Origin of the sequence: Leucobacter sp. UT-8R-CII-1-4 (assembly GCF_030010235.1) — a bacterium.
Classification (GTDB): domain Bacteria; phylum Actinomycetota; class Actinomycetes; order Actinomycetales; family Microbacteriaceae; genus Leucobacter.
The window spans coordinates 338,334-356,463 of record NZ_JASCRS010000005.1; the positions used below are offsets into that span (position 1 = coordinate 338,334).

General features: G+C 55.6%; 19 protein-coding genes and 4 tRNA genes. 10 read left to right on the forward strand and 13 right to left on the reverse strand.

What is annotated here, in order from left to right; genetic code table 11:
• Positions 1-145: 145 nt before the first annotated feature.
• Positions 146-307: a hypothetical protein gene (locus tag QBL02_RS13190; protein ID WP_282726887.1), complete on the reverse strand. Its 162-nt coding sequence runs from the start codon at positions 305-307 to the stop codon at positions 146-148.
• A gap of 201 nt (positions 308-508) precedes the next feature.
• Positions 509-904: a hypothetical protein gene (locus tag QBL02_RS13195; RefSeq protein ID WP_282726888.1), complete on the reverse strand. Its 396-nt coding sequence runs from the start codon at positions 902-904 to the stop codon at positions 509-511.
• A gap of 469 nt (positions 905-1,373) precedes the next feature.
• Here QBL02_RS13195 and QBL02_RS13200 point away from each other — a divergent pair, with 469 nt between their 5' ends.
• Entirely contained in the window at positions 1,374-1,814 is a 441-nt protein-coding gene (locus QBL02_RS13200) for a hypothetical protein (protein WP_282726889.1), read from the forward strand.
• A gap of 72 nt (positions 1,815-1,886) precedes the next feature.
• Here the strand turns inward: QBL02_RS13200 and QBL02_RS13205 are convergent, their stop codons facing one another.
• Both QBL02_RS13205 and QBL02_RS13210 read right to left on the reverse strand, forming a co-directional pair.
• The gene (locus QBL02_RS13205; RefSeq protein ID WP_282726890.1) at positions 1,887-2,672 is read right to left on the reverse strand and encodes a Rha family transcriptional regulator; all 786 of its coding nucleotides are present in this window, start codon (positions 2,670-2,672) and stop codon (positions 1,887-1,889) included.
• Positions 2,673-2,974: 302 nt separating this feature from the next.
• Positions 2,975-3,235 carry a helix-turn-helix transcriptional regulator gene (locus QBL02_RS13210; protein WP_282726891.1) on the reverse strand — a complete coding sequence of 87 codons (261 nt, stop codon included), beginning with the start codon at positions 3,233-3,235 and terminating at the stop codon, positions 2,975-2,977.
• Positions 3,236-3,331: 96 nt separating this feature from the next.
• Between QBL02_RS13210 and QBL02_RS13215 the strand changes: the two genes are divergently transcribed.
• On the forward strand, positions 3,332-3,670 hold the full coding sequence (locus QBL02_RS13215; protein WP_282726892.1) for a helix-turn-helix transcriptional regulator: 339 nt from the start codon (positions 3,332-3,334) through the stop codon (positions 3,668-3,670).
• A 3-nt stretch (positions 3,671-3,673) separates the two neighbouring features.
• Positions 3,674-4,867 carry a tyrosine-type recombinase/integrase gene (locus QBL02_RS13220; protein WP_282726893.1) on the forward strand — a complete coding sequence of 398 codons (1,194 nt, stop codon included), beginning with the start codon at positions 3,674-3,676 and terminating at the stop codon, positions 4,865-4,867.
• Positions 4,868-4,958: 91 nt separating this feature from the next.
• Here the strand turns inward: QBL02_RS13220 and QBL02_RS13225 are convergent.
• The 3 genes from QBL02_RS13225 to QBL02_RS13235 all read right to left on the reverse strand — a co-directional run bounded on the left by QBL02_RS13225 (position 4,959) and on the right by QBL02_RS13235 (position 5,247).
• A tRNA-Val gene (locus QBL02_RS13225) sits at positions 4,959-5,030 on the reverse strand.
• A 28-nt stretch (positions 5,031-5,058) separates the two neighbouring features.
• Positions 5,059-5,129, reverse strand: a tRNA-Cys gene (locus QBL02_RS13230).
• 42 nt (positions 5,130-5,171) lie between these two features.
• Positions 5,172-5,247, reverse strand: a tRNA-Gly gene (locus QBL02_RS13235).
• 183 nt (positions 5,248-5,430) lie between these two features.
• Between QBL02_RS13235 and QBL02_RS13240 the strand changes: the two genes are divergently transcribed.
• Both QBL02_RS13240 and QBL02_RS13245 read left to right on the forward strand, forming a co-directional pair.
• Complete coding sequence (locus QBL02_RS13240) at positions 5,431-6,456, forward strand: hypothetical protein (protein ID WP_282726894.1); 1,026 nt, start codon at positions 5,431-5,433, stop codon at positions 6,454-6,456.
• A gap of 84 nt (positions 6,457-6,540) precedes the next feature.
• Positions 6,541-6,616, forward strand: a tRNA-Val gene (locus QBL02_RS13245).
• Positions 6,617-6,652: 36 nt separating this feature from the next.
• Here QBL02_RS13245 and QBL02_RS13250 read toward each other — a convergent pair.
• Positions 6,653-6,874 carry a hypothetical protein gene (locus tag QBL02_RS13250; RefSeq protein ID WP_282726895.1) on the reverse strand — a complete coding sequence of 74 codons (222 nt, stop codon included), beginning with the start codon at positions 6,872-6,874 and terminating at the stop codon, positions 6,653-6,655.
• A gap of 200 nt (positions 6,875-7,074) precedes the next feature.
• Here QBL02_RS13250 and QBL02_RS13255 point away from each other — a divergent pair, with 200 nt between their 5' ends.
• On the forward strand, positions 7,075-7,389 hold the full coding sequence (locus QBL02_RS13255; RefSeq protein WP_282726896.1) for a hypothetical protein: 315 nt from the start codon (positions 7,075-7,077) through the stop codon (positions 7,387-7,389).
• Positions 7,390-7,443: 54 nt separating this feature from the next.
• Complete coding sequence (locus QBL02_RS13260; protein WP_282726897.1) at positions 7,444-7,740, forward strand: putative quinol monooxygenase; 297 nt, start codon at positions 7,444-7,446, stop codon at positions 7,738-7,740.
• 50 nt (positions 7,741-7,790) lie between these two features.
• On the opposite strand, the gene QBL02_RS13265 is transcribed toward QBL02_RS13260, so the two are convergent.
• The 4 genes from QBL02_RS13265 to QBL02_RS13280 form a co-directional block, all read right to left on the reverse strand.
• Positions 7,791-9,191 (reverse strand): CoA transferase, encoded by a 1,401-nt coding sequence (locus QBL02_RS13265; RefSeq protein WP_282726898.1) that lies wholly within the window; start codon positions 9,189-9,191, stop codon positions 7,791-7,793.
• Between the two features lie 40 nt (positions 9,192-9,231).
• On the reverse strand, positions 9,232-9,996 hold the full coding sequence (locus QBL02_RS13270; RefSeq protein ID WP_282726899.1) for a HEAT repeat domain-containing protein: 765 nt from the start codon (positions 9,994-9,996) through the stop codon (positions 9,232-9,234).
• On the reverse strand, positions 9,989-10,501 hold the full coding sequence (locus QBL02_RS13275) for a MarR family transcriptional regulator (protein WP_282726900.1): 513 nt from the start codon (positions 10,499-10,501) through the stop codon (positions 9,989-9,991). The genes QBL02_RS13270 and QBL02_RS13275 overlap by 8 nt, the downstream gene beginning before the upstream one ends.
• Positions 10,502-10,599: 98 nt before the next feature.
• On the reverse strand, positions 10,600-12,642 hold the full coding sequence (locus QBL02_RS13280; protein ID WP_282726901.1) for a BspA family leucine-rich repeat surface protein: 2,043 nt from the start codon (positions 12,640-12,642) through the stop codon (positions 10,600-10,602).
• Between the two features lie 263 nt (positions 12,643-12,905).
• Here QBL02_RS13280 and QBL02_RS13285 point away from each other — a divergent pair, with 263 nt between their 5' ends.
• From QBL02_RS13285 to QBL02_RS13295, 3 genes are all read left to right on the forward strand, one after another.
• On the forward strand, positions 12,906-14,489 hold the full coding sequence (locus QBL02_RS13285; protein ID WP_282726902.1) for a 2-isopropylmalate synthase: 1,584 nt from the start codon (positions 12,906-12,908) through the stop codon (positions 14,487-14,489).
• Between the two features lie 107 nt (positions 14,490-14,596).
• Positions 14,597-15,079, forward strand: a complete 483-nt coding sequence (locus QBL02_RS13290) for a hypothetical protein (RefSeq protein ID WP_282726903.1) — start codon at positions 14,597-14,599, stop codon at positions 15,077-15,079.
• A gap of 213 nt (positions 15,080-15,292) precedes the next feature.
• The gene (locus QBL02_RS13295; protein WP_282726904.1) at positions 15,293-17,014 is read left to right on the forward strand and encodes a leucine-rich repeat protein; all 1,722 of its coding nucleotides are present in this window, start codon (positions 15,293-15,295) and stop codon (positions 17,012-17,014) included.
• 119 nt (positions 17,015-17,133) lie between these two features.
• On the opposite strand, the gene QBL02_RS13300 is transcribed toward QBL02_RS13295, so the two are convergent.
• On the reverse strand, positions 17,134-18,099 hold the full coding sequence (locus QBL02_RS13300) for a multidrug DMT transporter permease (RefSeq protein WP_282726905.1): 966 nt from the start codon (positions 18,097-18,099) through the stop codon (positions 17,134-17,136).
• Positions 18,100-18,130 lie beyond the last annotated feature (31 nt).

The window sequence follows — 18,130 nt, forward strand, 5'->3', positions numbered from 1 at the left end:
AGGCGCACACAAGCGCCACCATCACGACATAACCAAGTAGCGACAACCCATTCACGAGGCCACCACCTTCACAACCAGGTACGCGGCCACTGCGAGCCCCATCGCGGCCGCCATCAGCACCGGCAGCCACGACCAATGCCACCGGTTACGCATCGAAATCACCGCGCAACAACTCGGTGGCGTTCGTGGAAATCACGTCCATAAGTTGGCCGGTGAACGATGTCTTCGGCATCTCAAGGAGAACGTTGCGAAGCTTCACTGCAAGATCCAACTCGTCTTCTTTGCTATCAATCACTTTCGTAGCCACCATCGGCTCCTTTCATCAGAAAACTTGAGCGGTGCGTGTGGCAGCGGGTCGTTCCATCCCGGCACCACTCGTCTAGCCCACCCATACGGGTGCGCCGTCAGCCCCACACCGAGGGCTCGCCAACCGCTAGCAGGCCGGACTTTCGTACCCCTGCCGGGTTCTACGCCCGGACAACCGATCACAGGCTCAGGGGCTCGCCCGCTACTTCTTACCGACCGAAAGATCGAAGTCAGGCAAGATGTTCTGCGGCTTCAAGATGATGCGCGTGTGGTAGACGCTCACATCGATCCCTTCAAGCTGTGTGGACACATAGGTGACGTTGTCGGACAAACCTAAGTAGTGCTTTCGGTAGTCACCTTCGCCGTGTTTGCAAGTCACGACAAGATCACCATCACGCTCCATCGAGCAGCGGCCCTCCACCGAGAACAGCACCTCGTCAGTGATCCCGTTGATCCCCACGATCATCCGCTGCACCTCAAAGTTGTCTGCCGCGGTACTCAGGTTCGTTGACGCCTTCTGCGCATCGCTCGAGCACCCAACAAGCACAAGACCCAAAACAGCCGCGCCAGCGATTGCAACCAAAACTCTCTTTTTCATATGACTCCCTTTCATCTACAAGTCGTGACGGGCAGAGGTTCGAACTCTGCGTGTGACCGGGTATCCCAGACATCACACGGCACCATGCACCGCCGAACGCCGCCAACGTCCCTGCTCGATATCCCCCGAGTGTTTGGGTGCCCGCATAGGGCAGACAGGCTGAAAAACTTTGACCCCACCACGGAGTCATGTTTGCTGCCGGGACATACCGGCCAGACTTTCCTTCACCACACCCCTACGCCTCCACCACAGGGCGATCATCGGGATCAAGTTCTTATATGACACTCAACGTTCTGGAACCGGGCCTTGGTAGGCATCGGAATTCACGCGAGCTATGTAGATGTAGAGCCGAAGCCCCGTGCCCGTAACCGATCTGCGAGCGCATCACGGGCCGATTTTGGGTATGCGGCAGCCAGACCAGGGTCGAAACCGTGGTAAGAAACCGGAATAAGTTGGTTAAGGTCGGAGGATGGACTTATGGGAATGGCTGTGGAGCCATCGCAACGCGATCTTTGAAGCGTTGAAGATCGTGCTGACTGGTGTTATTGGCTTCGCCGGCGTACGGATTGGCGTATGGGCAGATCGCCGCCGTATTGAGAAAGCTGCGAAAGCCGAATGGACAGTAACTGAAATCGGTAAAGCCGCAGCAACCAGGGCGGGTGTGCGCGGTTGGCGCGTGACAAACACTGGCCAAAAGACGGCAACCGATGTGGAAATATCGATTCCCAATGGCGAGATCACGCTTGACCCAGAGTTCTCTTCAATACTCAAGCCAGGTGAAGCTGAAGGATTCTTCGTCAACCCGAGGATCGCATCGAACTCGAACATGTCGATGAAGGTGGTCATCGCTTGGACCGATCACCAGGGGAAGCGTCAGGAGACTTCTCGCCCTCTCGACTTTTCTTACTGATACACCTTCCGTAGAGATAGCCGCCCAAGAGAACGGCTGCCCATCCGATGAGGGAAGGTACTAACTCGCCCATCACGACACCGCCTCAACAGCGCGCAGGTGCTGCCCGTACATGCGCGCGATCGCTGCCGCGCCAGCCGGTGTCACCTTCAGCGTGTGCATCACTTCACCCTTGAACCGTGGCGCGTGATGATTCGGTACCGGCTCGAAATACTGCGTCTTGTGCGAGTAAGCCGAATAGCGGGTCACTGTCTCCTTGCACTGCTTCGACTCCGACCAGCGCGTAGTGTGCTCCGCGTAAATCCAATTACGCACCAACAGCTCACTACGCAGTTCACCCTCCGAAATGCTCAATGACTTCGCCACATTCCTGAGTAGCCGCAAGTCAGAATCCGCAACAAACGCATCCACATACTCAACCTTCGGTTCGTCAGCGATGATCTTCGCCTCCAATAAAGCGTTCTGCTCCACCGATGCTGCGAGCTCACGCAACGCCTCAGCATGCGTCTGAGGTAGAGCAAACTGCGGGGTGAGAGCCTGACGCATCCGGTAGAACTCAGCAACAAGCGCGAGCTTGAAGTTCTTCACGACCTCGCTGTTGCGCATGTATGTCATCAGCAAAGTCGCCTGCGGTTCGTTCAGGTGGGCAATCTCTCGGCGCTGAGTTCCGCCAGCGGTTTCAAAGGGTGCGATTTCAAATCCGACCCTTCCGAAGCTCTCGAAATCGGCCAGGTTGTCGCGGACGATCCGCAACACCGATGCGTGCTGGTTATCGGTGCGACCGGCGATGATCAACGACGAAACCCGAAGTTCGCCTTCCGCATCCTCAACGATGTTGATACTCTGAATCTCAGACATTTGATTTCCTATCTAGATGTTCTGGCCCGTAGTTACCGCTACGGGCTTCTTTCGTTTCGGGGGTCATGCTGACCTTCTGCGTTGGCCTAGCTGACGGACGTTTTGTTTGTGGACGCAAAGCTTTCCTGACTTGTAGGCCTGTAAGCACTGCTCTTCAATGAGCCAATGCCCTCCAGGAACCGGCTGACTTCCATGTAGTAGGCCTTCCCGACATGCCCTTCGAATTGATCCGGGGTGCCGCCTGATGCGCGGCCCAGCCTCGTTTGAAGTCCACTCGTGGTCTGCGGAAATCTCATCGGACATCATGCAGCCGTTTTCTCGTGCACAAGTTGAGCTGGCTTCGAAAATAGCGTTGGGGTGAACTTCCACGGAGGAACGCCGAGCGCTTCAGCAATCGCGAAAAGCTCAGTAAAGCTGAACTCGGTTTGAGCTTTGAGTTTCCGATTCAGCGTGGGGTACGGAATGCCTGTCTCGTCAGACAATGATCGCTTTGAGCGACCAGCGTCTTCAATGGCGGCTTGGACAAGTTTTGCGCTATCAGCGACGATGTTTCGGTTGATCACACAATCAACTTAATTAACGGATCGGTTAATTGTCAAGCTCGGTGAATTATCAGTTCCGTCAATCAGATTGACTAAAAGTGTGCTAACCTGCATTCCATGAGTAATCGGAAAAGGCCAGAAGAGTTCTCAAGATACGTGGCGCTTGAATTAAAGGGAGCCATCATTTCCAGGGGCTTCACCGCCAAAGCTGTCGCGGAAGGAATCGGAAGGCCAGCGCCCACCCTGAACCGCTGGCTGAACGCCAAGCTTCCACTCCCGCTAGCAATACTTTGTGAAGCGTGCGAGTTTATCGACATTGACCCACAGCAAATCGTCGCCAACGCCTACGATCGCGTCCTTGTTATGTACGGCGAGCGAAACGGAGTTACCTACACGCAAAAAGACCGCGACGAATCGGAACTCGACGTTCGCCGGCTGGAAGAATCAGAGGCGTAGCAAGTGGCCTGGGCAGAAAAGCAGCGCTCAGGTCGCTGGCTAGGGATTTATCGCACCAAGAAGGGTGATCGACGAACCACAGGCGAGACGTTTAAAAAGAAGTCAGATGCGGTGCGCGAGGCAGGAAGCCTCGAATCAGCCTCACGTAAACGCGGTTGGCACGATCCAAAGAACGGTGACATCACATGGGGCGAATGGCGTGAGCTGTGGGAAACAGCCCGCAACATTGAGGGCTCCACCACACGCAACGAGAAGTCGATGATTGACGTGTGGATTGCGCCGTTCTGGGAAGACGCTCCCCTGGCTGAAATCACCAATCAAGAAGTTCAAGAGTGGATGCAAGAGGTTCGGACCACGAACATCGCCAAAACAGAAGATGGCGATGTTGACGAAGAAAACCCGCGCTATCTATCCACCGCATCGGTTCGCCGCTATCTCAACCCGTTCGTGTCGTCGCTCACTGCGGCAGTCGACGCGGGTCGCATCCCAGCAAACCCCGCATATGGGGTGAAGCTGCCGCCGATCCCCGAGCCTGACAGGGTGCACCTCACGAAGGAAGAGTACCGAGCGCTATTCAATGCACTGCCAGACGACAAAGCGCGTGCAGAGATTGAGTTCCTTGTGACTACAGGTGTGCGGTTTGGTGAGTTCGCAGGCCTGCACGCACACCGAGTCATGGCAGAGCAGCATGTTGTGCAAGTCCAAGACGTCTGGGATGGCGCGCAGATCAAGCCGTACCCGAAGGGCAGACGCACACGGAATGTCCCACTGGTGGATCGCAGTCTTGAATATTGGACTCCACCCACGAGCGCACGCTGCGGACTTGAGCACAAAGAAGGAAAGTGCCGGTCTGCTCTTGCGTTCCCAGCCCGGCGAGGCGGCGCCTGGGATTCTCGGAACTACACAAGAAGCATCTTGAATCCAGCTTTGGAAAAGGCCGGATTGGACGATTTAGGTTTCACCCTGCATGACTTCCGACACACCTACGCTTCTTGGCTCGCTCAAGACGGGGTGCCGCTCGCGCGCATCGCTGAGCTACTGGGGCACGCCAGCGCGCGCACAACGGAGATTTACGCGCACTTCTTGCCCGCGGCTAAGGATGATGTCGAGCGGGCACTGTCGGCGCTTGGTGGCGTCGGTGAGGGCAAGCAAAAAGACGAATTAGCGGAAGCTCGCGCACGTCGCGCTACAAGGTAAAACACGAGTTTGCCAAGCATTTGCCAAGCGGAAACAAAAAAGCCCCCGGACTCTATTTCAGAATCCGGGGGCTTATCAGGTGTTTTGTTAGTGCGCGATACTGGGATCGAACCAGTGACCTCTTCCGTGTCAGGGAAGCGCGCTACCGCTGCGCCAATCGCGCCCAAGTTCTGGGCTATTAAGTTATAGCGAGGTGGCGACGGGATTCGAACCCGTGTATACGGCTTTGCAGGCCGCTGCCTCGCCTCTCGGCCACGCCACCGGAGTGGTTGACACCACAAGCGGCCCGAACTTGTCGGGCCACTGGAGCGGATGACGAGACTCGAACTCGCGACCCTCACCTTGGCAAGGTGATGCGCTACCAACTGCGCTACATCCGCATGTTCACTTTGCTTTTGCTTTTCGCTCTGCGCCGTGTACTTGATTTACTATAGAGGGAGTTTGCGAGGTGCTGCAAATCGGCACCGCACTTTCGGCGTGTTCCGCAGAATTACGACCCATTTCGGTAACGTTCCGGTGAGTTTGCGCGTTCTCACAACGCGACCCAATAGATACTTGTTCATATGGGAGTCTCAGCGAAGAAAGTAATAGTCCGCATTCTGGCTATCGTGCTGCTCGCTTTGATTGCTACTGCCGGCGCAGTTGCCTTCATGAATCGCCAGTTGATCAACGATCAGATTGCGGCAAATCGTTTTGATGCGCCGAGTTCGATTGTGAAGCTGACTGACAATCTTGAATTCACTGATTCGGGCAAGCGCATTTTCTGGGCGTCGACCCCAACTCTTGATGCCAGCCAAAACTTCAACGCACAGTGCTCGCAGGTTGACCATTCTGAAGAGGGCCATATTCTGGGCTGCTACACCCGCGGCAACATTCATCTCTTTGAAGTCACCGACGAGCGATTGAACGGAATTATCGAAGTCACCGCGGCTCACGAACTTCTTCACGCTACTTTCGCACGCCTCGGCCAGGATGAAAGAGCGCAGCTCACCCGCAAGCTCAACAAGCTGTACCAAGAGCTCGTGCCAGACAATCCGCAGCTTGAGCAGCGCATGTCTGTCTATTCGTCGCTTTCGAAAACTGCGTTTGCCAATGAATTGCACTCGGTTCTTGCAACTGAGTTGCGAGAACTCCCTGATTGGCTCGAAGAGCATTATTCAACCTGGTTTGAAGATCGCTCAGTAATCATCGACTATTTCGACAGCTACCACGCAATTTTCGAGGAGCTCACTGCTCGCGCGAACGAGCTTGAAGCGGAAATGACTGCGCTACGCGCCGATGTTGAGCAACGTAGTGCAGCCTACGATGCAGCTGTCGAGCAGTTCAACTCCGAATGGGAGAGTTTTGTCGCCCGAAATGAGGCGTTTGAGTTTTCAAACAATCCCGATGAGTTCTATCGATTGCGCGATGATTTTTACGCTCGACGCGATGCGCTCGGCGAAGACATGCGCGGCTTGAATGCCGATATTGAGCGTTACGAGGCGATGCGCACAGAGCTTATGGCGTTGAGCGAGCTCAACCACGAGCTCGAGCAGCAGCTTGATAGCGACCTTGCTCCGCCTGCGCCGGCACCTACCGACGACGTCTAGCCCGACACGCTCGCGAATTCACTTCTCACCGTGTTCTCGTGTAGCATCGTTTAGGTTCGCATCGCGATTCTTCGCGAGGCAAATGAGCGATTGGCGCAGTTGGTAGCGCGCTTCCTTCACACGGAAGAGGTCGTGGGTTCAAGTCCCGCATCGCTCACCACGAGATTCTCGTTCTTTATCCCGCGGGATCCGTTGCTCAGTTCCGCCGTTTTCCCATGCGGCGGTAGGTGAGCACGGCGCTGCACACTCCAGTTGAGAAGATCAGCAGTGCAATCGCCATAAAGGCGAAGTAGCGCCGCTCGGTTGTTTCTCCCTCATACGGCTGCGAGTCTGACCAGTCGAGGCTCAGGCGTACGAACACGAGCGCAACCGCGAGCCCAATAGCCCCAATGCTTAGTGCGACAAGAGTTCGTTTCACCGGTTCCTCCCCCGCCTCATAAACAGTGCTCTGCCGTGCAGTCTGCCACAACGGGCGACTTTTAACGCTTCAGGTTTGGCTATATTTCCACTCCGTGCGCAATCCGACTCAGATTCGCGCCCATTGACGCGACGCACTCGCCCTGGCTCACATATCCTGCTTTTAATAGCTCCTGCTTCCCACACACGAGGCGAACACATATGACTACCGAACAAGCTCTTGGCTACGATCAGGGAAACGCTCGCACGGCGCTTTCTTCTGGCATTGCAAGCCTGATCCTTGCTGCTCTCTACCTCACGCCGTGGACTGGATCGTTTGTGCTCTACGGCAGTATCGTGCTGGGAATTGTAGCGATTGTCTTTGGTGTTCTCGCGATCAAAAAGGGGCAGTCGAAGGCGATGGCGGTAACTGGGTTGATCCTCGGCATTGTTGGGGCTCTTTTTGGTGCTGCCGTTATCATTTTCGCGCTCGTGTTTGTTGGCGCATTTGAGGCTTACAAACTGCCGAATACGTGACACTGCGCAACGGTGATCGATGAGCCGGGCAGCTATTGAGAGAATCGTTAGACGATGCTGAAACTTATTGCGCAGGATTTTATTCGACTCGACGCGATCGACTCCGTGATGCCGCTCTATCGCGAGTTGGTCTTGCTTACGAGGCAAGAACCCCTCAACATTTCCTACGATCTGTTTATCGATCGTGAAGATCCCGGCCACTTCATCTTTATTGAGGAGTGGCCTGACCGCGCAGCCGTCGACGTACACTGCGCGACGGAGCATTTCAAACGTATCGTGCCACAGATTGACGTCTTTCAACGCGCCCAGGACACGTACATTCAAATGCGCCCGGCTTTCACCGAATACTAGCTTCACCTAGGCAGGTCATGTCAATTGGGCGGGCGGTGTTCGATCCGCTTCTACCACCAGACCGGTAGATGTCTGCCGAGTGGGCCTACCTCTTGCTGCCAAGAAGGTTTCAGGCCCTCGATGATTCCGGGCATTGCTACCCGACGAGCTCTTCCCCACCAAGTGTCAGAGCGTTCGAGTTTCACTGCAACGTTTGGCGCAGGCGCCTCGTCCCGTGCACGTCGGCTTTGCAATTCGTAGAGAAGCTGCGCGGTGCCGACAAGCGAAGCCCGGATTGTGCTCGGCTGCTTGCTGCGGAGCTGATGCAGCAGTGCGCTGGCGATCGCTGCACCGAGTAGCCACCCGGTACCGTGGTCAAGAGCCTGCGCTGGCAGCGGGTTCGGCTGGAAGCTGTGTTGGATCTTGGTCCTGCCGCCGGTCGCAGTTGCGGCAATCCCGCAGCTCATCTGCACCAGGCTGTCGAAGCCACGACGATTCTGCCAGGGCCCTTCCCAACCATAGGCATTGAGTTTTGCAAGGATCACGGCCGGGTTCAACGCCAAAAGTTGTTTCTCGCTGTATCCCAGGTTTGCGAGTGCGTCAGCTCGAAGACCGGAGACAATGACGTCAGCCTCAATGACGAGGCTTTCAAAGATTTCACGATCTTCGGAAACATTTAGGTCGAGTACTACTGTCCGTTTTCCGAGGGTCGTTTCAGGCAGTAACGAACCCACTTCTGCGAAGCCGGGTGGGTCGATTCGCAGCACATCCGCGCCGTAGGCCGCCAAGTATTTGGTGCACACCGGCCCGGCAATAACCCGCGTGAGGTCCAGCACTCGTAACCCGCTAAACGGCAGCGGAGCTTCTCTCGCTAACCAAGCTGCATCGTGGTGGGGTTCGCTTCTTCGATGTGATTCAAGCGGTGAAGCGCTCATTGCCGCAAGCCCGGGTGCCGAAGCAAGCCATTGCTCCCGCGTGCGCATCGCTGCGGCTGCACCGCCTGCTGCGACCACTTTGGCTTCAGCTTCGTCACTGGTCAGCTCTGACAGTACCTTCGCAATGGTTTCCCGATCCGAGGCTCCGAGCGCTAGCGCTGCGGCATCACGGTGATGTTGGTAGTTCGTATGTAGTCTGATCCACCCGTCTTTGCTGCGGTAGTTTCCGGCTAGTGGGTCCCACAGCGGTGGCAGCTTCCAACCGTCTGGCTCAAAGAGTTGTTCTGCCCGAAATGCCGCACTCGCATCAACGCTGTGTACTGTGACGGCTGGCACCGTGCAGTCGTTTCGAGCGGCCCAGAGTTCAGCGGCAGCACCTGTCGCAATCGTCACGGCACTGGCAGCCAAGGCGGTCACCGGAAACTCTGAGGGCATCACGACATCGGGACCAAGAACGGAATGGTCCGAGCCAAGCGTTTCACCAAGGTTCAGTCGCTCTTGGAGGTACCTGACGGCTTCGTTACTCTCGCTACCCATAGCTTCTATCGTGCTGCGGCAATTATCAAGAATCAAGCACTCATTTGATGGATCGCAGGGCTCGCTTGACGATCCGCGCTGTCGATTCTGCTGCACTCTGCTCGGTCCAGCGCTGGCAGATCGCGATCGCCCAGTCTGGCGCTGTTTTTGAGGCGTCATTGATCCAGTTGGCTACTGAATCCTGTACATAGCGCGATGGATCGGCGCGCAGCGGTTCAAGGAGGGGCTCTGCGAGGGCTGGGTGCGTCTTGAACACGCCAATGTGGCTTGCCCACACTCCTCTTGGCCGCAACGACTCGCTCGCAAATCTTCGCACATTTTCAGCCGGATCTGCTGTCCAGGGCACCAGCAATTCGATTGATGTCTCAAGGTCATCCACGAGTCTTGGTCTCAGCGCCATCCAGACCCATTCCCGCACTGCGAATGAGTGATCATTTGCGAGCGGCTGGGCACGGGCGAGTAGATCCAGCGTTGAAATTGTCGTGTCAGCGCCTAGCGCAAAACACCACCAGCCACGTACCGTGTCTGATTGATGTGTTGCGAGCGTGTCTAACTGTTCAGGGGGCAGGTGTTTCAGCAAGGCGGCACCGGTTGCCGCCATTCGCTTCAGAATGCCGAGTTTCCCGGCCGCGGCAACCGTCTCACGCAATCCTTCAGGGGCGTGGGGCAACACCGCGTCGAAAAGCGCCACCTGATCGATTGCGAGTGCTTCGCTGAGCGTGCGTGATTCGGCCTGCCCTGCGTTCAGCGCCGCGAGGTGTACTGCCGAGATCTCACTTTGTTTTCGCGCTCCCACACTAGACATTTGCCGCGTTTCCGTTCTCGCCCTCAGTTTGAATGACGTTGCGTTGGATCGCCGATAGTGTGCCCAGCGCTCCTTCGAGCGCGTTCTTGCTCATTCCAGCTGTCAGTTCATCGAGCCACGTCCCATAGCGGGGACCGATCTTGTCTAGGGCATCGATTCCTTCGGGGCTGATTTTCAGCACGATTGAGCGGCGGTCACTTGGGTGCTCAACTCGTGCAAGATAGCCTTGCCGCTCGAGTCCATCGATAAGCCCCGTGACTGCGGCCCTGGTGACGCCGAGCTGTTCGGCTACCAAGGCAGGCGTTGCCGAGGTCTCTGTGTTTGCGATGGCGAGAAGCACCGCGAGTCGCCCTTCAGAGAGATCGAACGCTGCGAGTTCGCGCGCGCAGGCCCGATCGATGAGTGCGGCTGTGTGCAAAAGGGCCATAACCAGTGTTGCGCCTTCGCTCTGTTGCCGCGCGTGGCGCAGAAGGAGCTCGTGTTTTTGCTGCATGAGAGGTTGCATAGCTCTAGATTATCAACTGGTTAACTACTTCTCAAAAAGAAGAGCGGTGGGCGGCCCGATGACAATCATCCGGGCCGCCCACCGCCTACTCGATCACACTATTTGTGCCACGCCTTCCGGGCGAACACCAGCCCAGCTGCGCCGACAAGCAACAGAGCAAGCGCGCCGTAAAGTACGACCGAAGATGCCTCGGCACCGGCGTTCACCAGGCCATTGCCAGCGCCTGGCTTCGGCCCACCCGCGCCATTTCCTTCGCCACCATCGCCGGGGCCACCGTTTTCGCCAGTGCCTTCATCACCCGGCTCCAACCAAACAGCGAAAAGCGTATTCTCGCCAGCGGGCAAATACCCCTGAGCCCCGGGTTGATACAGCTTGCCTGAACCGTCGGCAACGGTGCTCCAGCCACCAAATTTGAATCCGTCACGTTCGGGCACGTCTGCTGGCACCTCAAAGGCTTCGCCGAGTACGCCAAGCATGACGAGAGGATCATCTTGCGGCACGCCATCGGCTAGGTCGAATTGAACGGCGTAGCGCTGCTGCACGACATAGGTACCCCCGCCAGAGCCAGACTGGCTTCGCTCAATCAGGTCAACGGACTCACCCGCCCACGGCCCCTGCGGGATACCCGCAGTACCCGCGCCGGCTTCTACCCACTTGCCAGTGAGCAAGCTGTCGGTTGGAAGAGTGCGCAAGTCAGGGAATCCCTTGAATGCTGTTTTGTCGCCGACACTCAGTTCAGCGAGCTTATTTACATTGGCGAAAAAAGCGCCTGTCGTTGCAGCGTTTGAAGTGTCCCAACTGGAGATGTTGATTGTTCTCAGATTCGAAGCATAGGCGAACACGAAATCAAAGTTTGTGATGTTTCGAGTGTCCCAGGTGGAAAGGTCAATTTCAGTGAGACCACTCGCTGCCAAGAACATGTTTTCGATGCTTTCGAAACTGCTGGTGTTCCATGACCGAAGATCAATTGACTGCAAGCCGGTCGCGGAGTAAAACATATTCCTGGTGGTTTTCACCGAGCGGACATCCCACTGTGAAATATCAAGACTCGTAAACTTCTGAGCCTGAGAGAACATCAATGTGAGGTTTTCTACTGCGCTCGGCCTCCAGGTGGAAAGGTTGAATTCTTCAGTTTTCGCAAATGCGAACATCGACTCAAATGTTTTGGCACTACTCACATCCCAGCCGGAGAGATCAATCGACTTGAGTTCATAAACTCCCTGAAATGTGGATGAAAAATCTGTGACATTTGAAACGTCCCAGGCATTCAGGTCGAGAGATTCAAGATCCTGAGCATAAAAGAACATCTTGCTGAGATTCTTTGCGCTGCTCATGTTCCAATCAGATATTGGCAGCGTAATGACTCCAGACAACCAGGTGAACATTCCCTCAAACGTCACACCAGAACCGGTATCCCACTTCGCAACATCAAGCTCAGTGAGACTGCGCAGACCATGGAATGTGCTCGAAAAGTCTGCCACTGACGAAGTGTCCCACCCTGAAACTTCGAGAGACGGAAGCTGTGTGAGGCCCTCAAATGTTCGAGAGAGGTTTACCGCATTTGCCACGTCCCAAGTGGCCACGTTGAGGTCAACCAGGTTGTACATGTCAAGAAACATTCCCGAAAAGTTGGTGCCGTTCGAGGTATCCCACGTTCCCAGATCAAGCTTTTCCACAGCACGAACATTTTCAAACATGTTCTCAAAATTCACCACATCACTGGTGTCGAGCTCCTCGATTCCGACGAATTCTTCGAGATAGAGGTAGCGAGCAAAAAACGAGCTCGAGTCACTGGGCAATACTGTGTTCGCGGGGTCAGAAAAGATGATCTTTTTTGTGTACTCGTACTGCTCACGCCAACCGGTGAATCTACCCGTGCCCGGGTTAATGTTTTCACTCTGCGGCGTCAGCTCCCCCGGGCCGATCGTCAATACACCGTCTTTCGTGATTGACCACTCGGCAGTGCCATCGACTCCTTGCTCTCCGTCGTCATCGATAATCGCCGGGCGAATGAGCGGCTGTCCCGGCACCTGGGCCACCGAGTCCTGCGCAGCTGCAGCAGAAGCCGCACCGCCACCAAGCACCAGAGTCGCGGCGGCAATCGCCGCGAGGAAGGATCCTGTCTGAAGTCGGGGCAACACTGGTCTCCATCTCAAAACTTATAAATCAGTCATATGTAATTTATCTAGTTTTGAAGCTTCGGTCTAGTGTTCGAAAAATAAAAAGAGAAGCGCTGGATCATAAACCCATCACCTCAGCTTGTCTGAGGAGTTATGCTATTGTTTTCACATGCTTTTCAACGCACTTCTTCTTCGTCGCCACGGCGGGGTGTAGCCAGGACCGGCTCCCCACCGTGGAGTCGAATCATGCGCCGGTCTATTGCAACGACCGAAAGAAGAAAATCATGCGCTCGAACACGCAACATCACATCAACACTCCTGCGGGCGAGATTCCCAAAGACTCCCCCACCTGGAATCGGCAACGCCACTCGCAGATGCCATCGCAGAGATACAGTGATGTGCACTCACGCGTGGCGATCCCCCACCAAAAACGCGAATGGCCAAGCAACAGCATCAGCAAAGCTCCGCTCTGGGTGCCCGTTGATCTACGCGATGGAAACCAGGCTCTCGCAGAGCCGATGGACCCTGCCCGCAAACGCAGATTTTTCGAGCTCATGGTCGCCATGGGGTACAAAGAGATTGAAGTTGGATACCCGTCTGCCTCGCAAACTGACTTTGATTTCGTACGTCTAATTGCAGACACAACTATTGCGCCAGAAGATGTCACGATCGTGGTCTTCACGGCAGCGCGACGCGACCTGATCGAACGCACCGTTGAGTCGATACGCGGGATCAGCAACCCGGTCGTGCTACACATGTACACGGCAACAGCACCCAGCTGGCGTGAGACAGTGTTGGGCTACAGCCAAGACGAGCTGAAGAAACTGATCCTACGCGCCGCAGCAGACCTACAGGAACTAGCCGGACACCTGCCAAATGTACGATTTCAGTTCTCGCCAGAGGTATTTAATCTCACCGAGCCCGACTATGTGCTCGACCTCTGTGACGCAGTAACCGAGCTCTGGCAAGCAACCCCAGCACGGCCCGTCATCTTGAACCTGCCCGCAACGGTCGAAATCGCTACCCCCAACATCTACGCAGACCAGATCGAATACATGCACAAGAATCTCGCGCGCAGAGAAGGAGTGATCCTCTCGGTTCACCCGCACAACGATCGCGGGACAGGAATCGCCTGCGCAGAACTCGCGATGCTCGCCGGCGCAGAACGAGTTGAGGGCTGCATCTTCGGTAACGGCGAACGCACCGGCAACGTCGACATCGCCACTCTCGCACTGAATCTACATGCGCAAGGCATTGACCCAATGATCGATTTTTCAAACATCGACGAGGTTCGCCGAACGGTTGAATATTGCAACCGGATCGACGTCCACCCGCGGCACCCCTACGTTGGCGACCTCGTACACACCGCCTTTAGCGGAACGCACCAAGACGCCATCAAAAAAGGCATGGCAGAGCATCAGGAAAGGGCGGCATACGAGGGCAAGAAGGCAAGTGAAATCGCGTGGCGTGTGCCATACCTCCCAATCGACCCAGCAGATATCGGACGCAATTACGACGCGGTTATCCGCGTGAATTCACAATCAGGCAAGGGCGGCATTGCCTACCTGCTCGAGAATGAATATGGGATCACACTCCCCCGCAGACTCCAGATCGAACTCGCCGGACACGTGCAGCGTCACACTGATAGACATGGCAGCGAGGTGACAGCAGCAGAACTCTGGCAGATATTCAGTGAACACTACTGCGGTGCAGCTTCAACCGATAGCGCGGAGCTTCTTCACTCGCAGCAACAAACCCTCTCCGGCACGCTGCAGGGCAACACGCTCACCATCACTGAGCGTCTCGGAGCAACCGGAACATCGTGGCACGCGAGCATTCAAAACCATGCCTCTCGAACCACCCAATAATGCCCTAGCTGTCTAACGTTCGCGTCACAGACTTCACCAACAACATCCATTCGTTGATAGTTTCAAGATTACTTTTAGAGACCGCAATCATCGAATGGACTTCAGCCATGAAGCTCACACTGCAGCCAACCGTCTCAACGAGAACACCACTTGTTGAGGCGGGTTGGTCTGTGTGCGCTTGGGCGATCGTGGGCCCCGCCTGGTACACAATCGACGCACTCCGCTCACCCTTTCAGACAGATCTTGGCGGAGCCCTCGTCATGCTGCCCTGGTTTCTTGGCATCGCAGTATTCGCGTTTGCGCTCAGGCTAGTCACGACGCAGCTGTTCAGGACTCGGGCTGCCTACTATCTCGTCGATGTAGCTGTGCTTCTGTGCGTCGCACTCATCATTGCGTTGTTCACCGGCAACAGCAGCATTGACCCTGAGGGAGCGCTGATATTTCTCGCGATTCGCTTGGCGCTTGTCGGAGTACCGCTTGCACTCTGCACGGTCACACTCTCAATCGCGCTCCCAACACTTTGGCATCGATTGACTGCGAACAAGCGTCCGCGCAACAACTCAGTGCTTTTCACGGCGGATCGCATTTAGAGCTCATCACCTGGCGCGGCTGGGCGATCCAACGCCGAAACAGACAAGACTGCTGCCGTGATGACTCACCGCACAGATGAACTAATGCGCAGCACCAATCTCACATGAACTATTCCAACACTTGTCAAATAATGCGAAGATAGACCATCATCTGCGTACTTCTGCGCCGATGCTCCTGCGGGCACCTACCGCCCACGCGACGATTAGGGAATCATGACCGATTTTACTCAAGGTGCCACAAAGCGTAGACGCCTTCGAATATCTATTGGCGCGCTCGCCAGTGGCGCGTTGATCGCCGGATTGCTCAGCTTGCCGTCAGCAGCAAATGCCGAGCCAACGCCACTCATCGATGCACAGGGTTTTACATTTAACATCAACACCGACGATACGACGCCGACAGCCACGCTCCTCAGCCCTCCAACCATTGAGTGGGACGATGACATCGAGATTCCAGGCGAGTTCGAGCACGAGGGTGTCACATACAAAGTCACCGTCATCGGTGAAAGCGCGTTTCAATCCAAGCTTCTCCGGAGTGTGATCATCCCAAGTTCCGTGGTTGAGATCGGTGAATTCGCCTTTGCCAACACCCGCATCAGCCATATCGATCTGCCCGCTTCCTTGCAAAAACTTGGTGAGAGCGTGTTTGCAGGGACCCCTCTGGAGGAAATCGTAATCCCGGATGGGATTACCGAAATTCCCGACGGTGCGTTTTCTCAGGGATCCAAACTGCAGAGCGTCACCCTGCCATCGACCGTCACACGCATTGGGAGCTATGCGTTTTACCGGCAAAGTTTTACTGAGGTGGCACTGCCAAACGGCCTGCAAGAAATTGGCACCCACGCATTTGCCGATTCTGCACTCACAGAAGTAAATATTCCCGCAGGTGTGAACGTAATCGAGGACTATACGTTCTGGAATAGTAACCTCACTTCGGCCATCTTGCCCGAGGGTATGAAAACAATCAAAGAAGCGGCGTTCATGGGAAACAACATCACCCAATTCCGCATCCCAAGTTCTGTAACCACAATTGGTGATCGAGCATTTTCCGACAATTCACTCACCTCTATCGCGATTCCAGATTCTGCCACCTCGCTCGGCACAGAAGCATTTAGCTACAATCCCGATCTCACTGACGTCGTATTACCCACGAGCATCACCGTGATCCCAGATTCGCTTTTCGCAAACACAAATCTGACCCATCTTGAACTGCCAAATACTGTCATATCTATTGGTTACGAGGCGTTTTACGGCTGCCACCTCGAAGAGCTCCGCATCCCAGCCTCGGTGCAAAACATCGCCGATCGCGCGTTCTTGCACCAGAAACGACCTCAAATTAGCGGACGTCCCGCCAATGGCGCAATGAAAGCGCCAGTACAACCCAATGAACCCCCGACTTGGGAGATGAACGTCTACTTCGAAGGTGATGCGCCGTCATTTGTTGACGCAGGGTATGAACCGGGATCATTCGGTTTTGCATCGGGCAAAATGCTCTACTACCGCGCAAGCAATAGTGGGTTCCAAACTCCAACGATGCAGGGGTACGACACCACACCAATTTATGTTGCGACAGTCAATAATGGAAACGGAGATCCTCTGATCAGTTTTGACGTCTACGGCGGCAGCTTGATTTCAAAACCGACAACGCCGACTCGCGCTCAGCATGAGTTCACCGGCTGGTTCAATGAGGCCAACTTCGAAGAGTATGACTTTGCGGCCCCAGTGAATAGCGACATTGCGATCTTTGCCGGATGGAAGTACGTCGGCACCACGGTGATCGATCCTGGCACCGTCGCACCCGGCACTGGCGAGGGCGGCAAGGGCCTCGTAAATACGGGCGGTGAAAACCTCGCTCCGTTCGGCATTGGCGGGGCAGCGCTCCTCCTCGCGGGCGGCGCTTTCCTGCTGGCACGCCGCGGGAGACGAGCGTCACATTAACAATAGAGGGGGCCCGGCGAGCACAAGCTCGCCGGGCCCCCTCTATTGTTTCCACGCATTGGATCGCAAGGCCCGTGCATCACGCATCGGGAACAGGCGATCCAACGCCGAAGATTACTTTAGGCGGACTTCTCTTCGAGAACGTTGCGGCCCACCTGCGGGTGGAACTTCGCAAGGCCGATCACGCCAATCAACGCGATAACACCGGTGATGACGAAGCTCACCATCGCCCAAAGCGGCGCGCCAACTGCCTCGTGCAACACGATGATACCGATCAGAATCGCGACGAGCGGATCGACCACAGTAAGACCTGCAATCACCAGATCTGGTGGACCAGAAGAATAGGCATTCTGAACGAAGAGCATGCCCAGCAAACCTCCGGCCGCAAGAGCGAGCACACAGATCCACGAGAGCATCTCGAATTCGTTCTGCATAAAACGGCCGATCATGATCTTCGCGAAAGTCGCTACAAAACCGTAGAGCACACCAGCACCGACGATGTAGAAGAGCGCAATGGCCTTGTGCCGCAGAACCAAGAAACCGATCAACGCGACCGCGAACACAATCGCGAAGATAATCAGAATTGTGATGAGTTTGGCGTCGGTCACCGGGTAATCAGATGCAGTAAAGGCTGCGACGGTCACAAAGGTGACAATGCCGCCAACACACATACAGAGCGAAACAAGTGCTCGTTTAGGCAGCTTAACTCCGGTGATTCGAGAGTTCAGCATTGCGGTGATGACCATCGCAACAACGCCGAGCGGCTGCACAACGATGAGCGGTGAAAACGACAGAGCGCCAATCTGAAAGACAACGGCGAGACCGAGCAAAATCGTGCCAACTACCCATGAGGGACGACCAAGCAGACCGAGCATGTGCTTGATCGAAAGGCCCGAAGAGGCAGATTCTCCCGTCAGCACCTCTACTTTGTTGAGTCCACGCGACTGATATTGCGCGCCAAACGACATGAACGCCGCGCCAACGAGAGCAATGGGAATACCCCAGAACTGCTTGGGGTCAAGCGAAATGGCCTCGGCGATCTCGGTGAGATTCAGCCCGGCCGGCAGCAAAAGTGTCGGGGTCACCTGTTAACGATACCCCGAAGCGCTGCCCTCA

Excerpts from the sequence above, each read along its gene's own strand:
- QBL02_RS13205 (WP_282726890.1), bottom strand. The coding sequence starts at position 2,672 with ATGTCTGAGATTCAGAGTATCAACATCGTTGAGGATGCGGAAGGCGAA.
- QBL02_RS13295 (WP_282726904.1), top strand. The coding sequence starts at position 15,293 with ATGACCGATTTTACTCAAGGTGCCACAAAGCGTAGACGCCTTCGAATA.
- QBL02_RS13270 (WP_282726899.1), bottom strand. The coding sequence starts at position 9,996 with ATGTCTAGTGTGGGAGCGCGAAAACAAAGTGAGATCTCGGCAGTACAC.
- QBL02_RS13290 (WP_282726903.1), top strand. The coding sequence starts at position 14,597 with ATGAAGCTCACACTGCAGCCAACCGTCTCAACGAGAACACCACTTGTT.
- QBL02_RS13200 (WP_282726889.1), top strand. The coding sequence starts at position 1,374 with ATGGACTTATGGGAATGGCTGTGGAGCCATCGCAACGCGATCTTTGAA.
- QBL02_RS13260 (WP_282726897.1), top strand. The coding sequence starts at position 7,444 with ATGCTGAAACTTATTGCGCAGGATTTTATTCGACTCGACGCGATCGAC.
- QBL02_RS13195 (WP_282726888.1), bottom strand. The coding sequence starts at position 904 with ATGAAAAAGAGAGTTTTGGTTGCAATCGCTGGCGCGGCTGTTTTGGGT.
- QBL02_RS13285 (WP_282726902.1), top strand. The coding sequence starts at position 12,906 with ATGCGCTCGAACACGCAACATCACATCAACACTCCTGCGGGCGAGATT.
- QBL02_RS13215 (WP_282726892.1), top strand. The coding sequence starts at position 3,332 with ATGAGTAATCGGAAAAGGCCAGAAGAGTTCTCAAGATACGTGGCGCTT.
- QBL02_RS13275 (WP_282726900.1), bottom strand. The coding sequence starts at position 10,501 with ATGCAACCTCTCATGCAGCAAAAACACGAGCTCCTTCTGCGCCACGCG.
- QBL02_RS13255 (WP_282726896.1), top strand. The coding sequence starts at position 7,075 with ATGACTACCGAACAAGCTCTTGGCTACGATCAGGGAAACGCTCGCACG.
- QBL02_RS13240 (WP_282726894.1), top strand. The coding sequence starts at position 5,431 with ATGGGAGTCTCAGCGAAGAAAGTAATAGTCCGCATTCTGGCTATCGTG.
- QBL02_RS13265 (WP_282726898.1), bottom strand. The coding sequence starts at position 9,191 with ATGGGTAGCGAGAGTAACGAAGCCGTCAGGTACCTCCAAGAGCGACTG.